The sequence below is a fragment of the Psychromonas sp. genome, assembly GCF_041586535.1.
GTDB lineage: Bacteria > Pseudomonadota > Gammaproteobacteria > Enterobacterales > Psychromonadaceae > Psychromonas.
This window is the reverse complement of the sequence record NZ_JBFGZY010000009.1, coordinates 24,103-40,556: the sequence shown is the minus strand read 5'-3', so window position 1 is coordinate 40,556 and position 16,454 is coordinate 24,103. Positions and strand designations below refer to the sequence as shown.

Below are 16,454 nucleotides of genomic sequence, written 5' to 3'. Positions count from 1 at the left end.
GATTGAGGTGGTAACACTTTACGTAAAACAGCTTCTTTTCTTTCTGGTGAATATCGAGTCATTCCAACCTAAATTACCGCTCCCTGTTTTTATTATTAAGTGAAAACTAAAGGGTGACAACTAGTCTGACACAGGGGGTTAATATGCTTGAGCGTCCAATTACCAGTGCCACCAATTCAAAAAAATGGAATGCTTATGCAGGCTACAACCCAGAATGGATGTCTAAGTTAATTGAAATCATGCGAGTTTATAATAATTTTTGTCGCACCAATGAGAAGTCATTAAAAATTAAGAAGAGTGCCGAAAAGCCAAGCACACCAGCCCAAAGAATCGGTATTGTAGATAAGGTATTTACTGCTCAGGATATTTTAAGTTTTAGTTATCACAAGGAATTCGTTGATAACATTCCTCAGAATATTTTAATGAAATAAGTCTAAGAATAACTTAAATGATATTTAATTTTAAGGTTTATTATATAGTTAAGGTAATCCCCTAACATAAGGGGATTACCTTAACTGGTTTAACAGACTCAACTTAGTTCACAACGGCTCCTTTAGGCAAAACGGTATCATCCGTAATTACAGCGTCATCATGCACAGTTACGTTACTGTCAATAAAGACTCTTTCGCCAATCCATGCGTCATTTCCGATAGTAGTTTCTTTTTTAATCGTAGTGTTGTCGCCGATATAAACACCTGTTCCTATAGTGACGCCCTTAGCAATAAAAACGCCTTCTCCTATAGTCGTAAATCCACCAATCTCCGTATCTTTTTGAAGCGTAGAATTTGCGCCGATATCGGTTTCTTCGCCGATATTACTGCCCTTACTGATAGAAACATTTTCGCCTATGACCGTATTGTCGCCAATCGCTGAATCTTTGCTCAGTTCAACGCCCTCGGCAATAATTACATTCTCGCCAATATCCAAATCGTCTGGCACGACCACATTTGGATCAACACAGGCATCACCAAAACCATCGTTATTGATGTCTAATTGGTCAGGGTTAGCTACAGTTGGGCAGTTGTCTATATCATCAATAATCCCATCATTATCTAGGTCACTAATTGGCGGGAAATAAAATGCCATACCGGGGTTTTGACCCAATACACTAAAGTCACCAAATTGCGTTAAGATACTGCCATTTTGATCAAGCTGTAGAATTTTAGGAGATCCAGAGAAGTCATTTGTATTACCCACCCACACTGTTCCATCTAGACTAACTTCCAGTCCCCAAGCATCAACTAGACCTGAATAAAAAGTCTCACTGAAACTTCCATCTGCGCTATATAAATCAATATTGTCAGTATTAACATCTGTAATATATAGTTTTCCATCATCTGAAAATGCAAATTGGGCATACAAACTACTATATGCCTGAGTATCACCATAGAATCCAAGATAAGCATCAGAGCTCGTTAGGTCAAAATAATGTAGCCCTTTATTGTATGTACTTTCTGAGACGAATAATTTGGTTTGATCTGGAGATAAAGTGACAAACAGCAAAACAGGGTGATTGGGAACGGAAATTAATCTTTGAAAATCTCCATTATTGGAAAAGACGTAGACATTACCGTCAGTAGCAGCTGCATAAGCATTACCATTGATATCTACCTCAATACCAATAAATTGTGAAACAGGAGTTGGTGGTGTAATAGTTTGAATAATTATACCTGTATTATCAACAAGATGGATAGTTCCATCTGTTCTGTTGGTGACATAAAGTATGTTACGCACATAATTAAACGCTACATCACCAGATTGAGAGTTTTGAGGTAATGAAATAGTCGCTACTAGATTTCCACTTTGTTCATATACATTTACTTTGGATGTAGTGGAAGGAACAAATAGTCTTCCTGTTTGGAAAAGATTTACAACTTCTGCATGAATAGCACCTGATACAATCATCGAGAGTATGAAAATAAAATAATTACTTTTTCTTATTATACTAAGCATTAGATTCACCATTTTGTTTGACGTTGACGTTGACGTTGACGTTGACGTTGACGTTGACGTTGATCTTTGGTTTTCACTTGACTTTTACTTTTCTTTGCATTAATGAAGTATAGCCAAAGAATAAAATAAAGTACAAGTGCCTCAGGTATTAGAATGGATGTATCAAAAAAATGAGCAATGCAGATTAGGAATTAGAAAGCAGCATTAAATCGCTTTGTGATTGTGTTTAAAGTGTCTAGCAAAGTATGGGAAGTCCATGGCTTTGTATTCTGATCATGATTTTGTAGGTTTCTAAATTGATTGGGGCGAAAGAGAGATAGCTTTCTAACTCGTTGGGGTGTTTGCGAGCTAGGATTTTGACTTGCAAAGAGGCAGCTAGAAATCGAACACTGTTAATATCCGTTTTGTACTCATGGCGACGCTATGGCGTAAATCGATCTTTTCCCTAAAAGAAAGCCAGATATATTTAATTACAGCACGACATTAGAGCAAATATTCTATGTCGCTTTGCCTCTGGATAGAAACTTCAAATTTGTAGTTAGTTTTATTTGACCACAGCCCCAAGCCGTATTATTGCTGCGCTTGGCTATTTAGTTTAAAAATCCAACAAGTGCGGAAATCGTTTTTATGCTCAACAAACTTTCATTAAACACAGTCTTTTAAAATGTTATTTTAATAACTAATATTGATTGATCAAACAAAAAGATCCCCAACCTTAGATAAAATTGAGGATTATTATCTATATACAACCTTGTCCAGAGTTATTAAAAATCGATATTGAACTATTTAAGTTTACTTTTGCATAATCAGAGTTTCCAAATAGAATAATAGTGATTATCAATCTACAAAATTAAGTCTAACTACTTGATTTAAGTGCATTCCTTGTACGAATTAATGTGCATTAATTTGAGTCGATATTTTATAAGTTGCTGTTTTTAAATAAATTTTAAAACACAAAAGCTGCTCATTAAAATTGAGCAGCCACACTTTCACTTAATAGCCCCCTGCTTTCTCGAGATCGTTTGTTCCAAAAGTTATACCTATTAGCATTATAATTTATCCTGGATGGTGAATTAAAAAATGATTCGGAGCAGCCAATTTAAACTGCTCACGATTGTTAAGTAGTCAAGTATAAATTATCAGGTAGTTAGTTATCTGTTTGGGCGGCTTCAGCCGCGCTATCATCAAGCTCGGCTAAAGCCGAGGCCCCGCGGAGGCATTCTGTATAATAGACAGTACGGAATTGCATAAAATACCTGATAACTTTTCACTAAGTACTTCGTTTTAAAAGATCTTTTGGTGGGCAATTGTAACATACAGAGCAGTCAAAACAGGCAATAAACAACGTTATCGCTGCAGACATTCCAAGCGAGTTAGCAGCAATAACTCCTGTACTCCGGAGGAACAAAATTTTGATCCGGACAAAAACCTTTTTCATGGTAGCTATTAAATAACTTCTGTCACATCTGGATTAAAGGTGCTACTCACTGTATTATGAACGAACGTTCATAAATTTAAAAGAGGCATTCATTATGAGTAAACATGCCAGATTCAATAGAGACGAAGTGGTTGAGAAAGCAACCAATCTCTACTGGGAAAAAGGCTTTCATGGAACATCGATGAGAAACTTGCAGGATGTCGTTGATATGCGCCCTGGCAGCATCTACGCTACCTTTGGTAGTAAAGAAAATTTATTTAAAGAAGCACTTCAGCATTATGCCGGTGCATTTGAGGTGCAGTTCAACAAGTGCCTTGAGCAGCAGCCATCTATACTCGGTGCATTAAAACTGTTTGTCGAAAGCGCAGTTGTCGATGAGACTGGAACAGCGCCTAGCGCCATGTGTATGATGGTGAAAACAATAGCGGAACTTACGGAAGAGCAAGCTGAACTACTTGCTGAAACCAAACAGCTATTGTCCGGAGTCGAGTCTGAGTTTGTCAAGGTCATTCGCGAAGCGATTGTACGAGGCGAGCTGGACGAATCCAAAGATCCTGAGATGTTAGCAAGGTATCTGCAGGTACAGATAATTGGTTTGCGTACTTATGCCCGTGCCAACAACAATCATCAAGCTGTTTTGGCTTTGGTTGACGATATTTTTGCAACAGGACCTCTTGCCGGCGCTGTGGCACAAGATTGAAAACAAAAGCATTAAAATCTGTTTTGTATTTCAGTTATACAAACAAAAAGGCCCTTTAATTCAATATCAAAGGGCCTTTTGCAATCCATCAAAGCGATTATGCTTTGTGCTTCATGATATTAGTAATATCATCTGCACTATGACGCTCGTGAACCTGTTCCCACTCCTCGCCCCAAGTACGATTAACAAGGCGACCACGCTGCACTGCAGGACGCTCATCAATCTCTGCAGCCCATCGTTGGAGGTTGCTATAACTTTTAACGTCCAAAAACTCTTGCGCATTGTACAATCTGCCTAATATCAGATTGCCATACCATGGCCAGATAACCATGTCTGCAATGCTGTATTCATCACCCGCAATAAATTTATGCGCAGCAAGCTGTTTATCCAATAGGTCCAGATGACGTTTGATTTCCATGGTAAATCGGTTAATTGGATACTCGAACTTCTCCGGTGCGTAAGCATAAAAATGCCCGAAGCCACCGCCAAGATAGGGCGCAGCCCCCTGCAACCAGAACAACCAGTTCATTACCTTCACCCGTTGTTCTTTATTCTCAGGAAGAAAACGACCAAATTTTTCCGCTAGATAAAGTAAAATATGACCCGATTCAAATACATTTACAGGTTGATCACCAGATTGATCAACCAGCGCTGGAATTTTTGAATTAGGGTTCACGCCAACAAACCCGCTGGAGAACTGCTCGCCTTCGCCAATGCTAATTAGATGAGCATCGTATTCAGCTTCTGTTACGCCGGAAGCGAGCAGTTCCTCAAGCATAATTGTGACTTTTTGACCATTTGGCGTCCCCATTGAATAAAGCTGCAGAGGATGTGTACCCACCGGAAGCACTTTGTCATGGGTCGCACCGGACACAGGACGATTTATCTTAGCCCATTCACCACCATTTTCATCATCAAAGGTCCAAACCTTTGGTGGTGTATATTCGTTTCCCATAATTTCTCCTAAATCATATTTATTCACAAGATGAACAACCGTTCAGTTTTGTAATCCTATCCCGATTATTTCATTTATTCAACAAAAACATGAACGATCGCTCAAACCCTGCGTGGTTAAGGGATTAAAATGCGCTAGCCGTGCTGGGTTCAGGTGTTGCGGTATCTGGAACTGAACCTTTAAACGGACAACAACAATGACTGCCTGGCCTAAAGGCGGATGGCTACAAAATCGAGTTTCTGCAACGTCGTTGGCGTTTCCAGTACTCTTATGGCATTTTAATGAGCTGAACTGTCGATTCTACTGTAATAACTTAATGCTCATGCATAAGTTTTCCGGTATTTTCAAAGAACAACGATCCTTAACTGCATAACTGCATTGAGATCCTTGATAAAAGATGCCGAAGATAACAAATTTTCTTTCCCTGTCATTGCCGATTTTTTGTCGGTAATCCCGGAGCAAGTGACAAGATATATTTAAAACAAGGAAGTAAAGATGATAAAAGCTGTTTTCTTTGATATGAATGAAACGATGCTAAATTTAAGCTTACTTAAAAACAACTTTGACAAAAGCTTTGATGATAAATATGTATTAAAATATTGGTTTACTAAACTGCTGCATACCTCAACGGTAGTAGGAAGCATGGATGAATACACAAACTTTGGGCAGCTCTCTGAAGTGGTATTGGAAAGTCTATTCCATGAAAGTGGTAAAGAGTTAACAGCAGCAACCAAAGCTGAAATATTAGGCTCATTTAGAAGCTTACCCGCCTATGATGACGTGCCTAAAGCACTTAAACTGCTTCGCGATAATGGCATTAAAACTATTGCCGTCTCAAACTCATCGTTAGCGATGATTAAAGAGCAGCTGACAAATGCACAGATTATCGAACTATTTGATAACTATTATTCTGTAGATTCGGTTAAAAAATACAAACCGTTTAATGATATCTATGAGTATGTGGCCGATAAAGAAGCTCTTGCTGTCGCGGATATCGCCATGGTTGCCTCTCATGACTGGGATTTGTTTGGCGCCAAAAAAGTCGGTTTAACTAGCGCATATATCAAACGCAAAGAAGAAATATTTAACCCGTATTATCCTCAGCCTGATATATCCAAAACCGATCTTGTTGAGCTGGCGCAGGCATTAATTGAACTTAAAAGATAACCATAGGAAACCCCGCCCTAAAGGGCGGGGAGAATGTCAATGTCTATAGAATAAACCTTTATTGCCCAAGTTTATGCGCAGTTAAAATCGCCGACAGAACCGATTCTGTTGTAACTTCAAAGGGCATGTTGTGAATAGTCTCACCTTCCGCGCAGGATGCCGCAGCAACTTCACGTAATTTATCTATATTCAGCTCTTTAACGCCCATCATATGCAGGTTGGTCGGCAGGCCAACGGATCTGCAGAATGCCAGTACTTCCTGAATTTCGGCCATTGGCGCATTTTCCAGCACTAAATGTACTAAAGTACCAAAGGCAACTTTTTCACCATGGAACAGGTGATGACACTCTTCCAGCTTTGTTAAACCGTTATGGATAGCATGTGCTGCTGCCAGTCCGCTGCTTTCAAAGCCGATACCGCTCAGGTAGGTATTCGCTTCGATAATATTTTCAACCGCCGGAGAGGTTAACCCGTTTTCTACTGAAATTTTGGCTTTCAGGCCATCTTCAATCAGTGTTTCATAACAAAGTTTTGCTAAAGCTTGTGCTGCGCGGGTGGGTGCACCGCCGGCCATGGTTTGACCGCCTGAACGGGCATTGGCACGGGCTTCAAAGTAAGTTGATAACGCATCGCCCATACCGGATATCAATAATCGTGCAGGTGCACCGGCAATGATTTTAGTATCCATAATAACCATATTAGGGTTACTTGGGATCATCAGGTATTCGCTAAATTCACCTTCAGGGGTATAGATAACCGCAAGTGCACTGGTTGGTGCGTCCGTTGAGGCAATGGTAGGGACAACCACAACAGGAATATTACGGTAAAAAGCGATCGCTTTGGCGGTATCTAATGTTTTACCGCCACCGATGCCGATTATCACTTGTGATTCATTAACTGTTGCCAATTCAATTAAACGGTCTATTTCAGGACGGCTACACTCGCCGTTAAATTTTTCTAATACTAATTGCCCTTCAGCCTGAGCAAAGCTTGTCATTATCTGATCACCAACCAGATTAGTGACAAAATCATCGGCAATGGCTAAGGCTTTTTGACCAAGCGGTTTTACATATTGGCCGATATTGTTAAGTGCATTTGCACCCTGAACGTATTTGCTCGGAGAGATAATAATTTTATCCATGATTCTTTTCCTCTTAAAAATAGATTTAGATTGGGTTGATCTGCATAACAATCCGCATTCACGGATTGCTATAACGTCAAAGCAATCTGTTATTTAAAAATTTCAAATACTTTTTCTACCGCTACCGCGCCAGGATCTTTCACACCTTCAAGACTTTCACTGTTCAGGTAAGAGGAGCGCCCTGCTTTTGCTTCCAGCATTTGTGCGGTGCTTTCCGCACCGGATTTCGCTGCGACAACCGCAGCTGCAAGACCTTCGTTTTTAAGTGCTATTAATGCCGGCTCTAACGCATCAATCATGGTGCGATCACCCACTTTTGCACCACCGAAGAATTTCATCTGCTCAAGACCATTGAGCAGTGCTTCTGCTAAATTCTGGTGCTGACCATAGTGCGTACCTGCGGCGGTAAAGAAAATTGACAGTAAAATACCGCTTGAGCCGCCCATCGACATTGCCAGTTTCTCACCAACAACTTCAAATAACAGCTGCATATCAGCTAATGGCAGGTTTTTATCCAGCAGCTCTTGCTGAACCTTCAGCGCACCTGAAGAGAATGTTGACCCCGTATCGCCATCACCCACTAAAGCATCAAGCCGGTTTAATTCAGTTTTCAGACTAATAACCGTTGCGCAAACCTGCTCAACAATTTGTTCAACTTCAGCTGATTGTGAAGCAGTAAATTCAACGCTGTCGGATACTTTTTCAATAGTGACCGGTGTGGCATCATTGACTTTAATAGCATCTGCCCAGGATTCCACAGCAACTGGCGCCATCAGTGCTTTTTCAATTTCCTCTGTAAGCACAACACAGGATAAAGAGAAACCTTTCATATCAATAGCAGTCACATAAGGCTTTGGTCCGAACAGGTAAGTCATATCTTGGCCTAACGAAGATTCAACTACATCTTTTGTCAGCAGACTCATCTCCAGTGGAGATGTACCGCCCAAGTTATTCAGCAATAGCGCATATTTTTGCTTATTGGTTTTAGCCAGTAATTTTTCCGCCATCAGCTCAACAACATCATTGCAGTTGTCGATATCAATCACGGCAATACCCGGCTCGCCATGGATACCAATACCCAGCTCCGCTTTATTAGCCGGGATGCGATCTTCACTCTCTTCGCCCGGGACATGACAACTGCTCACCGCAACACCGATACTGCTGACATTTTCATTACACAGTTCAGCTGCTCGGGTTACTTCTTCCAGGCTGGCATTCTGCTGCGCATAATAACCAGCGACTTTGTGTACAAATACAGTACCGGCGATACCGCGCGGCTTTTTGCTGTTTTCAATAGAGATGTCATCATTGACGATAACCATTTCAACTTTAAGGCCGAGCTTTTTCGCTTTTTCAGCAGCTAATCCAAAGTTAAGCCTGTCACCTGTGTAGTTTTTAACAATCAATAAACAGCCCGCTTCACCGGTTACATAGATAATGGCATTTAATACCGCTTCCACACTTGGAGAAGCAAAAACATCACCGCAAACCGCGGCGGTTAACATACCTTCGCCAACAAAACCTGCGTGTGCCGGTTCGTGTCCTGAGCCGCCACCGGAAATGATTGCAACTTTACTTTTATCCCAATCTTTTCTGATAACTACGCGGATATGTTCATCAATATTCAACCTGGTTAAATTATTATGTTGATTACTGTAGATAAGCCCGTCGATTGCATCACTAACCAGTGTTTTTCGCTCGTTAAAAAATAACTTTGACATGGAAAACATCCTTACTATTGCTATGAATTTGTACATTGTTGACTGAAACGATAATCAAATAGTGAAGCAAATATTTCGACACGAGATTATCAACTGCATTCATCTTACTATTATTAAAAATGCCAAGTTGTGATCTTCTTAACAGAATGTAAGCGTTTACACAAATATCCCTGCGAGCTTGTGTTTTCACAAACAGTTTATTGCACGGATCTTCAACCTATTTTTAACCTTAACGCTCATCTCTCCCACTAACAACACCTTACAACATAAGGCCTTAACATCCTAAACACAAAGTGATAGTGTGAATTTCTGAAAACAATTCTTTGTAAACACAAGTAAAAAATCACACTTACGTGAATAAATGTTTTCAAAAACATTTGTTGTTTCCCGAACAATTCATGAGACCTCTAACATTTCTGTCTGTTTTTTAATCTTTAAATCTTATTTATTACATTTTTCACAGGTAAATAAGAGCGGATTGCTCGATGTTAAACATATAATGATGATTTAAGCTGCTTAAAAGAGATAATTTGGAAAACATTTTAAAAACACCATGAAAACATGTAAACGTTTACACTATGTGCGTTAGATCACTTCTTTGCAGAAGATTAGTTGTTATTATTTATCTTAATTAAATAGCTATAGGAGCAGTTTATTGTGAAAGTTCTAGTTACTGGTGGAATGGGTTATATAGGTAGCCATACTTGCGTACAGATGTTGGAAGCAGGCATGGAGCCTATTATTGTTGATAACCTGTGTAATGCTAAAGTAGCGGTTTTAGATCGTATCGAAGCACTGACCAAGGTTCGTCCGGTTTTTTATCAAGGTGATATACGTGACGAAGCTTTCCTGAATAAAGTATTCAGTGAGCACGATATTAAATCAGTTATTCACTTTGCCGGTCTGAAAGCCGTTGGTGAATCTGTCGCTAAACCTCTGGAATATTACGATAATAACGTTAATGGCTCTCTGGTGCTTGCCCGCGCAATGCGCACTGCCGGCGTGAAAAGTATCGTATTCAGTTCTTCTGCAACGGTTTACGGCGATCCGCAAACCGTGCCTATTACTGAAGATTCTCCAGTTGGTGCAACAACCAACCCTTATGGCCGCAGTAAATATATGGTTGAAGAATGTCTGTCCGATTTCTATCAGTCGCAACCGGACTGGAGCGTCACCCTGCTGCGTTACTTCAACCCGGTAGGCGCACATCCAAGCGGCTCTATGGGTGAAGATCCGCAGGGGATCCCGAACAATTTAATGCCCTTTATTGCACAGGTCGCAGTCGGCCGGCGCGATAAACTTGCGGTATTCGGTGATGATTATCCAACACCAGACGGTACGGGTGTGCGTGATTACATCCATGTTATGGATTTAGCGGATGGCCACATTGCTGCATTAAACGCGGTCGGCCGGAAAGCCGGTCTGCATATCTACAACCTCGGTACAGGCAAAGGCTCAAGCGTACTGGAAATGGTTACTGCCTTCAGTAAAGCCTGTGGTAAACCGGTGCCCTATGAAATCTGTCCGCGTCGTCCTGGCGATATCGCTGAATGCTGGGCAAGCACTGCAAAAGCGGAGAAAGATCTTGGCTGGAAGGCAACCCGCTCGGTGATGGAAATGACCGCTGACACCTGGAATTGGCAGTCAAAAAATCCGCAAGGTTACTAATTAAGGATCGGCTTCAAAATTACTTGCGCTTTTGTTTTCAAAATAGCCCGTCATTTTAGGCTTTTTGGCAACAATTTAGCGCAAGTTATTGTGTAACGATTCCTAAATCTTAAATAGCAGGTGTTCAGTTGTACACCAGAATTATTAATTAAATTGAGAATGAATTATGTCTGACAATAAATTTAACCCGGTTGATCATCCACATCGCCGTTATAACCCGTTAACCGGTCAATGGATTCTGGTATCTCCGCACCGGGCGAAACGTCCCTGGAGCGGCCAGGATGAGAAACCTTCAACAGCAGAGTTGCCAAGCTATGATGAGAAGTGCTTCTTATGCGCAGGTAACGAGCGTATTTCCGGTGATAAAAACCCCGATTACCAAGGTACTTATGTCTTCACTAATGACTTTGCCGCATTAATGACCGATTCTCCGGATGCACCGGAATCGGATAACCCGCTGTTTAAAACCATGGGGGTTCGCGGTTTAAGCCGGGTGATCTGTTTCTCTCCGGATCACAGTAAAACCTTGCCGGAGCTTCCTGTTGAAAAAATCCGTGGTGTTATCGATACCTGGAATGATCAAATCGAAGAGCTGGGCAAAGACTACCTTTGGGTTCAGGCATTTGAAAACAAAGGCGAAACAATGGGTTGTTCACAACCGCACCCGCATGGTCAAATTTGGGCAAACAGCTTCCTGCCTAATGAAATTGAGCGTAAAGAGAAACACCTGAAAGAGTATTACCAGCAAAATGGTGCAAATCTTTTAGTCGATTATGTTCAGGCTGAAATGAAAGATGGTGAACGCACCGTGGTAGAAACCAAGCACTGGATTGCGGTTGTTCCCTACTGGGCGGCGTGGCCTTTTGAGACCATGTTACTGCCAAAAACACATATTCGCCGTATCAGCGAATTGTCCGACGAACAACGTGATGATCTTGCTCTGGCAATGAAAAAACTGACCAGCCGTTACGATAACCTTTTCCAATGTTCTTTCCCTTATTCCATGGGCTGGCACTTTGCGCCTTTCTTTGCAGAAGGCACGGATATTGAACACTGGCAGCTGCACGCGCTTTTCTATCCGCCACTGCTGCGCTCTGCAACAGTACGTAAATTTATGGTCGGTTATGAAATGCTGGCGGAATCTCAGCGCGATCTGACCGCCGAACAAGCTGCACAAAAATTACGTGATGTGAGCGATGTTCACTATAAAGAACAATAACAACGAGGACTCAGTCTATGTCAACTAATGAACTAAAGCTGCGTGCAGCAAAAGCATTCCAGGATGTATGTGGTTATCAGGCAACAACATTTGTGCAGGCCCCTGGTCGTGTCAACCTGATCGGTGAACATACAGATTACAATGATGGTTTTGTTATGCCATGTGCGATTAATTATCAGGCAGTGATTGCCTGCGCTAAACGCAGTGATGGAATTGTACGCTTAATCTCTGTCGATTATGACAATGTGCAGGATTCATTTGCTGTGGATGCGCCCATTCAACCCACTGAAGATAAACTTTGGGCAAACTATATGCGCGGCGTTGTCCACTTCTTAAAAGAAAAAGGCTACGCAGTGGGCGGTGCAGATATTGCGATTACCGGTAATGTTCCTTTAGGCTCAGGTTTGAGTTCTTCAGCTGCGCTTGAAGTAGTAACCGGTCAGGCAATGAAAGCCTTGTATGATCTGGATGTTGCTCAATCAGAATTAGCGCTTATTGGACAGGCCTCAGAGCATAACTTTGCAGGCTGTAACTGCGGCATTATGGATCAGATGATTTCAGCCTGCGGTGAGAAAAACCACGCCCTGCTTCTTGACTGCCGCAGCCTGGAAACCAAAGCAGTGCATATTCCGGAAAATATCAGCATTATGATTGTTAACTCCAATGTCACTCATAGTCTGGTTGATGGTGCCTATAATGCACTGCGCAGGCAGTGTGAAGAAGCCTCGCGCATTCTTGGCAAAGTTGCTCTGCGTGATGCGACATTAGCAGAGTTAAACGCTTCCGCTATTGAAAAAGGCTCTGATGTTTATAAACGTGCGCATCATGTCATTTCTGAAAACTTCCGTACTGTCGCTTGCGCGGATGCCTTGATTGCCGGTGATTTGCAGAAAGTGGGCGAATATATGTATGCCTCCCATGCTTCGATGCGTGATGATTTTGAAATCACGGTGCCGGAAATTGATTATATTGTGGAGGTGTTGACTGAAGTATTAGGCACTAAAGGTGGTGCCCGTATGACTGGTGGTGGTTTTGGTGGTTGCTGTGTCGCGTTAATGCCTGCCGATATGGTTGATCAGGCGAAAGCGGCTATTGAAGCTAAATATGAAGCGAAAACAGGTATTAAAGAGTCTATTTATATCTGTACGCCGCAAGATGGTGCAGGTCAAATATAAAAATAGATGCTAGTGCAGCTGGTTCAGGTAATGACAAATTTACAGAGAACTTATTGCTTTAACTTGCATCATCTGGGGCGCGGACTTTAGTCCGCTTATCATTAACAGCAAGCGGACTAAAGTCCGCGCCCCAAAACATTAAATCATCAGCTTTTAGAAAAAGACTGGCTAAAAATAAGGTTATCACTATGGCAGATACACTTTTTGAAACCATGACCCGGGAGCTGGCCTTTGACGGCCGCCCTGCGAAACTGGTTAAGCTGCAAAATAAAAACGGTATGTCTGTCACCCTAATGGACATCGGCGCAACCTGGCTGAGCTGCATCATCCCAGTTGCAGAAGAATGGCGCGAGGTGTTGCTGGGTGTATCGACCATGGCGGACTTTAAAAAGCACTCAACCTATATGGGCGCAACGGTTGGTCGTTATGCTAACCGTATTGCGCAGGGGCAGTTTGAGATTGATGGTGAGCATTATCAGGTGGAAACCAATCAGGCAGGAAACACGCTACACGGAGGGCCGGAAGGATTTGATAAACGCCGCTGGGAGATTGCACAGGAAAATGAAAATTCAGTTGAATTTTCCCTTATCTCAGCGGATGGCGATCAGGGCTTTCCTGGTGAACTGCAGGTATCAGTCCGTTATCAGTTAAGCGATGATAATCAGGTTGTAATCAGTTATTACGCAACCACGGATAAAGCGACCCCGGTGAATCTTACAAACCATGCTTATTTTAACCTCTCAGGTGCAGAGTCCGGTACTGACTGCAGAGATCATACTCTGTATATCAATGCTGACAGTTACCTGCCGACAAATGATCTAGGTATTCCTATTGACGGCCCCGTTCCCGTTGAGGCAAACAGTTTTGATTTTCGTCAGCCGAAAGTAATTGCTTCAGAATTTTTATCGGATGCGCAGCAGCAGGCAGCCAAAGGTTATGACCACGCCTACCTGCTTAATACGAATTACCGACGGGGTGAATGCGCAGCGCAGCTTTGCAGTGCCGATCAGCGCATTACACTAGAAGTGTTTACCGATAAACCGGCAATGCAGTTGTACACCGGAAACTGGCTGGCAGGAACCCCCAAACGGAGCGGTGGAGAATACATGGACTATGCGGGTATCGCCTTAGAAACGCAATTTTTACCAGATGCACCAAATCACCCGGAATGGCAACACCCTTGCTCAATTTTACAAACCGATAAAAAGTACGTTTATCAGACTACTTATCAGTTCATTGTTAATGATAAAAATAACCGCCCATTTCTCCCCACATTCCGATAAACATGAGTGCTTGGTATTGATATAGCTCCGTTAATGAAGGAGCTATATCATGGCTCGCGAAGACAAAAACGGCCTGTGGCATGATCGATTGAAACAACTTAATGATCACCATCAAAAGAAAAAATATGGCTACTCACCAAAAAAAGGAGCAACCGTAATCAACCGACAAAGAGAAAGTTAAACGACCTCTCTTAGTCTGGATAACGCGCGGCGATGCCCTCGGGCATAAATGCAACCATACAAGAGGATGAGCAACTCATACTCAATAAACCAGTAAAAAAAGTAGGATTGATTTATGAAAATAGCAATATTAGGTGCAGGCAGCATTGCGAGGACCATGGCTTATACGATGGACAAAATGGACGACGTAGAATGCTATGCGGTGGCCGCCAGAGACCATGTAAGAGCGAAGCTCTTTGCAGATGAATTTGGGTTTGAACATGCCTATGGCTCTTATGAAGCGATGGTAACCGATCCGGAAGTTGAACTGGTCTATATTGCAACACCTCATTCGTATCATCATGAGCATACAAGGCTTTGCCTGACTCACGGTAAACATGTGCTTTGCGAAAAAGCGTTTATGGCAACGGCATGGCAGGCGGAAGAGGTGATCCAATTGGCCAGGAGCAGAAAACTGTTGCTTGCAGAAGCCATCTGGACCCGTTACATGCCGATGCGAAAAATATTGGATGAGGTAGTCGCAAGCGGCATTATTGGTGACGTCTATTCCCTTACAGCAAATCTCGGGTATGTCATCAACCATATACCAAGACTGGCCGACCCGGCGCTTGCGGGCGGTGCATTATTGGATGTGGGGGTTTACCCGATCCATTTTGCCTCCATGCTGTTTAAAGACAAGATCAAACACATCGCCTCTTCGGCAGTTCTTACAGAAGAAGGCGTAGATGCACAAAACAACATTGCAATCACCTATGAAGACGGCAAGATGGCGGTGCTTCACAGCAGCATGATGGCATTGACGGATCGCCAGGGAGTGATTCACGGTAATAAAGGTTTTATCGCAGTAAAAAACATTAATAACTGTGAAGCGATAGAGGTTTATGACTTGAAGCGGAACCTGATTCAACAACATCAAAGGCCGCCGCAGATCACCGGCCTTGAATATCAGGTGGAAGCCTGCATCAAGGCAATCCGCAGCGGCGAAGTGGAATGCCCTCAAATGCCCCACAGCGAAATCATCCGTATTTCGAAACTGTTGGATCAACTGAGAGAGACGTGGGGGGCAAGTTTCTAAGTACTTAGTGAAAAGTTATCTGGTATTTTATGCAATTCCGTACTGTCTATTATACAGAACGCCTCCACGGGGCCTCGGCTTTAGCCCTGACTCTTATACACAAGTCTGTAACCATTGGTGGTGTTCTGTATTCTTTTCGGGGTGCAGGATTTATCCTGCAAATAAAGGTAAAATTTAATAAATTTGCTATTCCGCCCTTGACGGCGTGTAGACTATGAGAAACCGAAACGCAGTTTCGCAGTTCGAAAAGTCATGCTCTTTGCACTGCCAAAGAAAACAGGGCACGCACAGCTTTGCCCGCTCGTAACACTATGCTGTCGCATAACTCGCCCAACAGAAAGGCTGCCCAAGCCATTTTTTTTATCTTGTACTGCTCAAGCACTTTTTAACGCACCATCCCAGACAGTACATCCTGTACTGGCTGAGATTAGGGAAATCTAGGCCGAGCCTTCTCATGAACCTAAACTGTCGTTTAATTCGCTCCATGATTTTCCTTGCTAAAGTACTTGCTCAATACAAGAAAAATGGATGGGGGAAACGTAGCCAATTTGGATTGCTATCCAAATTCCACAATCATGGGACTTTTGTATAAGAGTCAGGGCGTTAGCCGAGCTTGATGATAGCGCGGCTGAAGCCGCGGCCCCAAACAGAGAACTAACTACCTGACAATTTATATAGGACTACTTGGCAGATAAGATTTCCGCTCTAGATCATAAAACGGTGCATACTCTAGAGCACTTCTGTCATCAGACATCGAAGCATATTGTGGTCAATGTCAA

Annotated in this window: 13 protein-coding genes; 9 read left to right on the top strand and 4 right to left on the bottom strand. The window is 42.4% G+C overall.

All coding sequences use genetic code 11. The annotated features are described in order from the left end of the window. Window positions 1-143 precede the first annotated feature (143 nt). Window positions 144-431, top strand: coding sequence for a hypothetical protein (locus ABZA00_RS02140; RefSeq protein ID WP_372880498.1), 288 nt, complete (start codon window positions 144-146; stop codon window positions 429-431). A 103-nt stretch (window positions 432-534) separates the two neighbouring features. On the opposite strand, the gene ABZA00_RS02135 is transcribed toward ABZA00_RS02140, so the two are convergent. Next, entirely contained in the window at window positions 535-1,953 is a 1,419-nt protein-coding gene (locus ABZA00_RS02135; RefSeq protein WP_372880497.1) for a thrombospondin type 3 repeat-containing protein, read from the bottom strand. 1,532 nt (window positions 1,954-3,485) lie between these two features. Between ABZA00_RS02135 and ABZA00_RS02130 the strand changes: the two genes are divergently transcribed. After that, the gene (locus tag ABZA00_RS02130; protein ID WP_372880496.1) at window positions 3,486-4,091 is read left to right on the top strand and encodes a TetR/AcrR family transcriptional regulator; all 606 of its coding nucleotides are present in this window, start codon (window positions 3,486-3,488) and stop codon (window positions 4,089-4,091) included. 97 nt (window positions 4,092-4,188) lie between these two features. Here ABZA00_RS02130 and yghU read toward each other — a convergent pair whose 3' ends face one another. Then, entirely contained in the window at window positions 4,189-5,046 is an 858-nt protein-coding gene (yghU, locus tag ABZA00_RS02125; protein WP_372880495.1) for a glutathione-dependent disulfide-bond oxidoreductase, read from the bottom strand. 495 nt (window positions 5,047-5,541) lie between these two features. On the opposite strand from yghU, the gene ABZA00_RS02120 reads away from it, so the two are divergent. Then, the gene (locus ABZA00_RS02120) at window positions 5,542-6,213 is read left to right on the top strand and encodes a haloacid dehalogenase type II (protein WP_372880494.1); all 672 of its coding nucleotides are present in this window, start codon (window positions 5,542-5,544) and stop codon (window positions 6,211-6,213) included. A 58-nt stretch (window positions 6,214-6,271) separates the two neighbouring features. Here ABZA00_RS02120 and ABZA00_RS02115 read toward each other — a convergent pair whose 3' ends face one another. Both ABZA00_RS02115 and ABZA00_RS02110 read right to left on the bottom strand, forming a co-directional pair. Continuing rightward, window positions 6,272-7,354, bottom strand: a complete 1,083-nt coding sequence (locus tag ABZA00_RS02115; RefSeq protein ID WP_372880493.1) for a glycerol dehydrogenase — start codon at window positions 7,352-7,354, stop codon at window positions 6,272-6,274. Window positions 7,355-7,443: 89 nt separating this feature from the next. After that, window positions 7,444-9,075 (bottom strand): dihydroxyacetone kinase subunit DhaK, encoded by a 1,632-nt coding sequence (locus tag ABZA00_RS02110; RefSeq protein WP_372880492.1) that lies wholly within the window; start codon window positions 9,073-9,075, stop codon window positions 7,444-7,446. 657 nt (window positions 9,076-9,732) lie between these two features. Between ABZA00_RS02110 and galE the strand changes: the two genes are divergently transcribed. From galE to ABZA00_RS02080, 6 genes are all read left to right on the top strand, one after another. Then, on the top strand, window positions 9,733-10,743 hold the full coding sequence (galE, locus tag ABZA00_RS02105) for a UDP-glucose 4-epimerase GalE (protein WP_372880491.1): 1,011 nt from the start codon (window positions 9,733-9,735) through the stop codon (window positions 10,741-10,743). Between the two features lie 166 nt (window positions 10,744-10,909). After that, window positions 10,910-11,962 (top strand): UDP-glucose--hexose-1-phosphate uridylyltransferase, encoded by a 1,053-nt coding sequence (locus ABZA00_RS02100; RefSeq protein ID WP_372880490.1) that lies wholly within the window; start codon window positions 10,910-10,912, stop codon window positions 11,960-11,962. Between the two features lie 17 nt (window positions 11,963-11,979). Then, window positions 11,980-13,137 (top strand): galactokinase, encoded by a 1,158-nt coding sequence (gene galK, locus ABZA00_RS02095; protein WP_372880489.1) that lies wholly within the window; start codon window positions 11,980-11,982, stop codon window positions 13,135-13,137. A 188-nt stretch (window positions 13,138-13,325) separates the two neighbouring features. Then, window positions 13,326-14,420 (top strand): galactose-1-epimerase, encoded by a 1,095-nt coding sequence (gene galM / locus ABZA00_RS02090; RefSeq protein WP_372880488.1) that lies wholly within the window; start codon window positions 13,326-13,328, stop codon window positions 14,418-14,420. Between the two features lie 49 nt (window positions 14,421-14,469). Further along, window positions 14,470-14,601, top strand: a complete 132-nt coding sequence (locus ABZA00_RS02085) for a hypothetical protein (RefSeq protein ID WP_372880487.1) — start codon at window positions 14,470-14,472, stop codon at window positions 14,599-14,601. A 114-nt stretch (window positions 14,602-14,715) separates the two neighbouring features. Continuing rightward, window positions 14,716-15,675 carry a Gfo/Idh/MocA family protein gene (locus ABZA00_RS02080; protein WP_372880486.1) on the top strand — a complete coding sequence of 320 codons (960 nt, stop codon included), beginning with the start codon at window positions 14,716-14,718 and terminating at the stop codon, window positions 15,673-15,675. The last annotated feature ends 779 nt before the right edge of the window (window positions 15,676-16,454 follow it).

Excerpts from the sequence above, each read along its gene's own strand:
- ABZA00_RS02140 (WP_372880498.1), top strand. The coding sequence starts at position 144 with ATGCTTGAGCGTCCAATTACCAGTGCCACCAATTCAAAAAAATGGAAT.
- ABZA00_RS02135 (WP_372880497.1), bottom strand. The coding sequence starts at position 1,953 with ATGCTTAGTATAATAAGAAAAAGTAATTATTTTATTTTCATACTCTCG.
- ABZA00_RS02130 (WP_372880496.1), top strand. The coding sequence starts at position 3,486 with ATGAGTAAACATGCCAGATTCAATAGAGACGAAGTGGTTGAGAAAGCA.
- yghU (WP_372880495.1), bottom strand. The coding sequence starts at position 5,046 with ATGGGAAACGAATATACACCACCAAAGGTTTGGACCTTTGATGATGAA.
- ABZA00_RS02120 (WP_372880494.1), top strand. The coding sequence starts at position 5,542 with ATGATAAAAGCTGTTTTCTTTGATATGAATGAAACGATGCTAAATTTA.
- ABZA00_RS02115 (WP_372880493.1), bottom strand. The coding sequence starts at position 7,354 with ATGGATAAAATTATTATCTCTCCGAGCAAATACGTTCAGGGTGCAAAT.
- ABZA00_RS02110 (WP_372880492.1), bottom strand. The coding sequence starts at position 9,075 with ATGTCAAAGTTATTTTTTAACGAGCGAAAAACACTGGTTAGTGATGCA.
- ABZA00_RS02100 (WP_372880490.1), top strand. The coding sequence starts at position 10,910 with ATGTCTGACAATAAATTTAACCCGGTTGATCATCCACATCGCCGTTAT.
- galK (WP_372880489.1), top strand. The coding sequence starts at position 11,980 with ATGTCAACTAATGAACTAAAGCTGCGTGCAGCAAAAGCATTCCAGGAT.
- galM (WP_372880488.1), top strand. The coding sequence starts at position 13,326 with ATGGCAGATACACTTTTTGAAACCATGACCCGGGAGCTGGCCTTTGAC.
- ABZA00_RS02085 (WP_372880487.1), top strand. The coding sequence starts at position 14,470 with ATGGCTCGCGAAGACAAAAACGGCCTGTGGCATGATCGATTGAAACAA.
- ABZA00_RS02080 (WP_372880486.1), top strand. The coding sequence starts at position 14,716 with ATGAAAATAGCAATATTAGGTGCAGGCAGCATTGCGAGGACCATGGCT.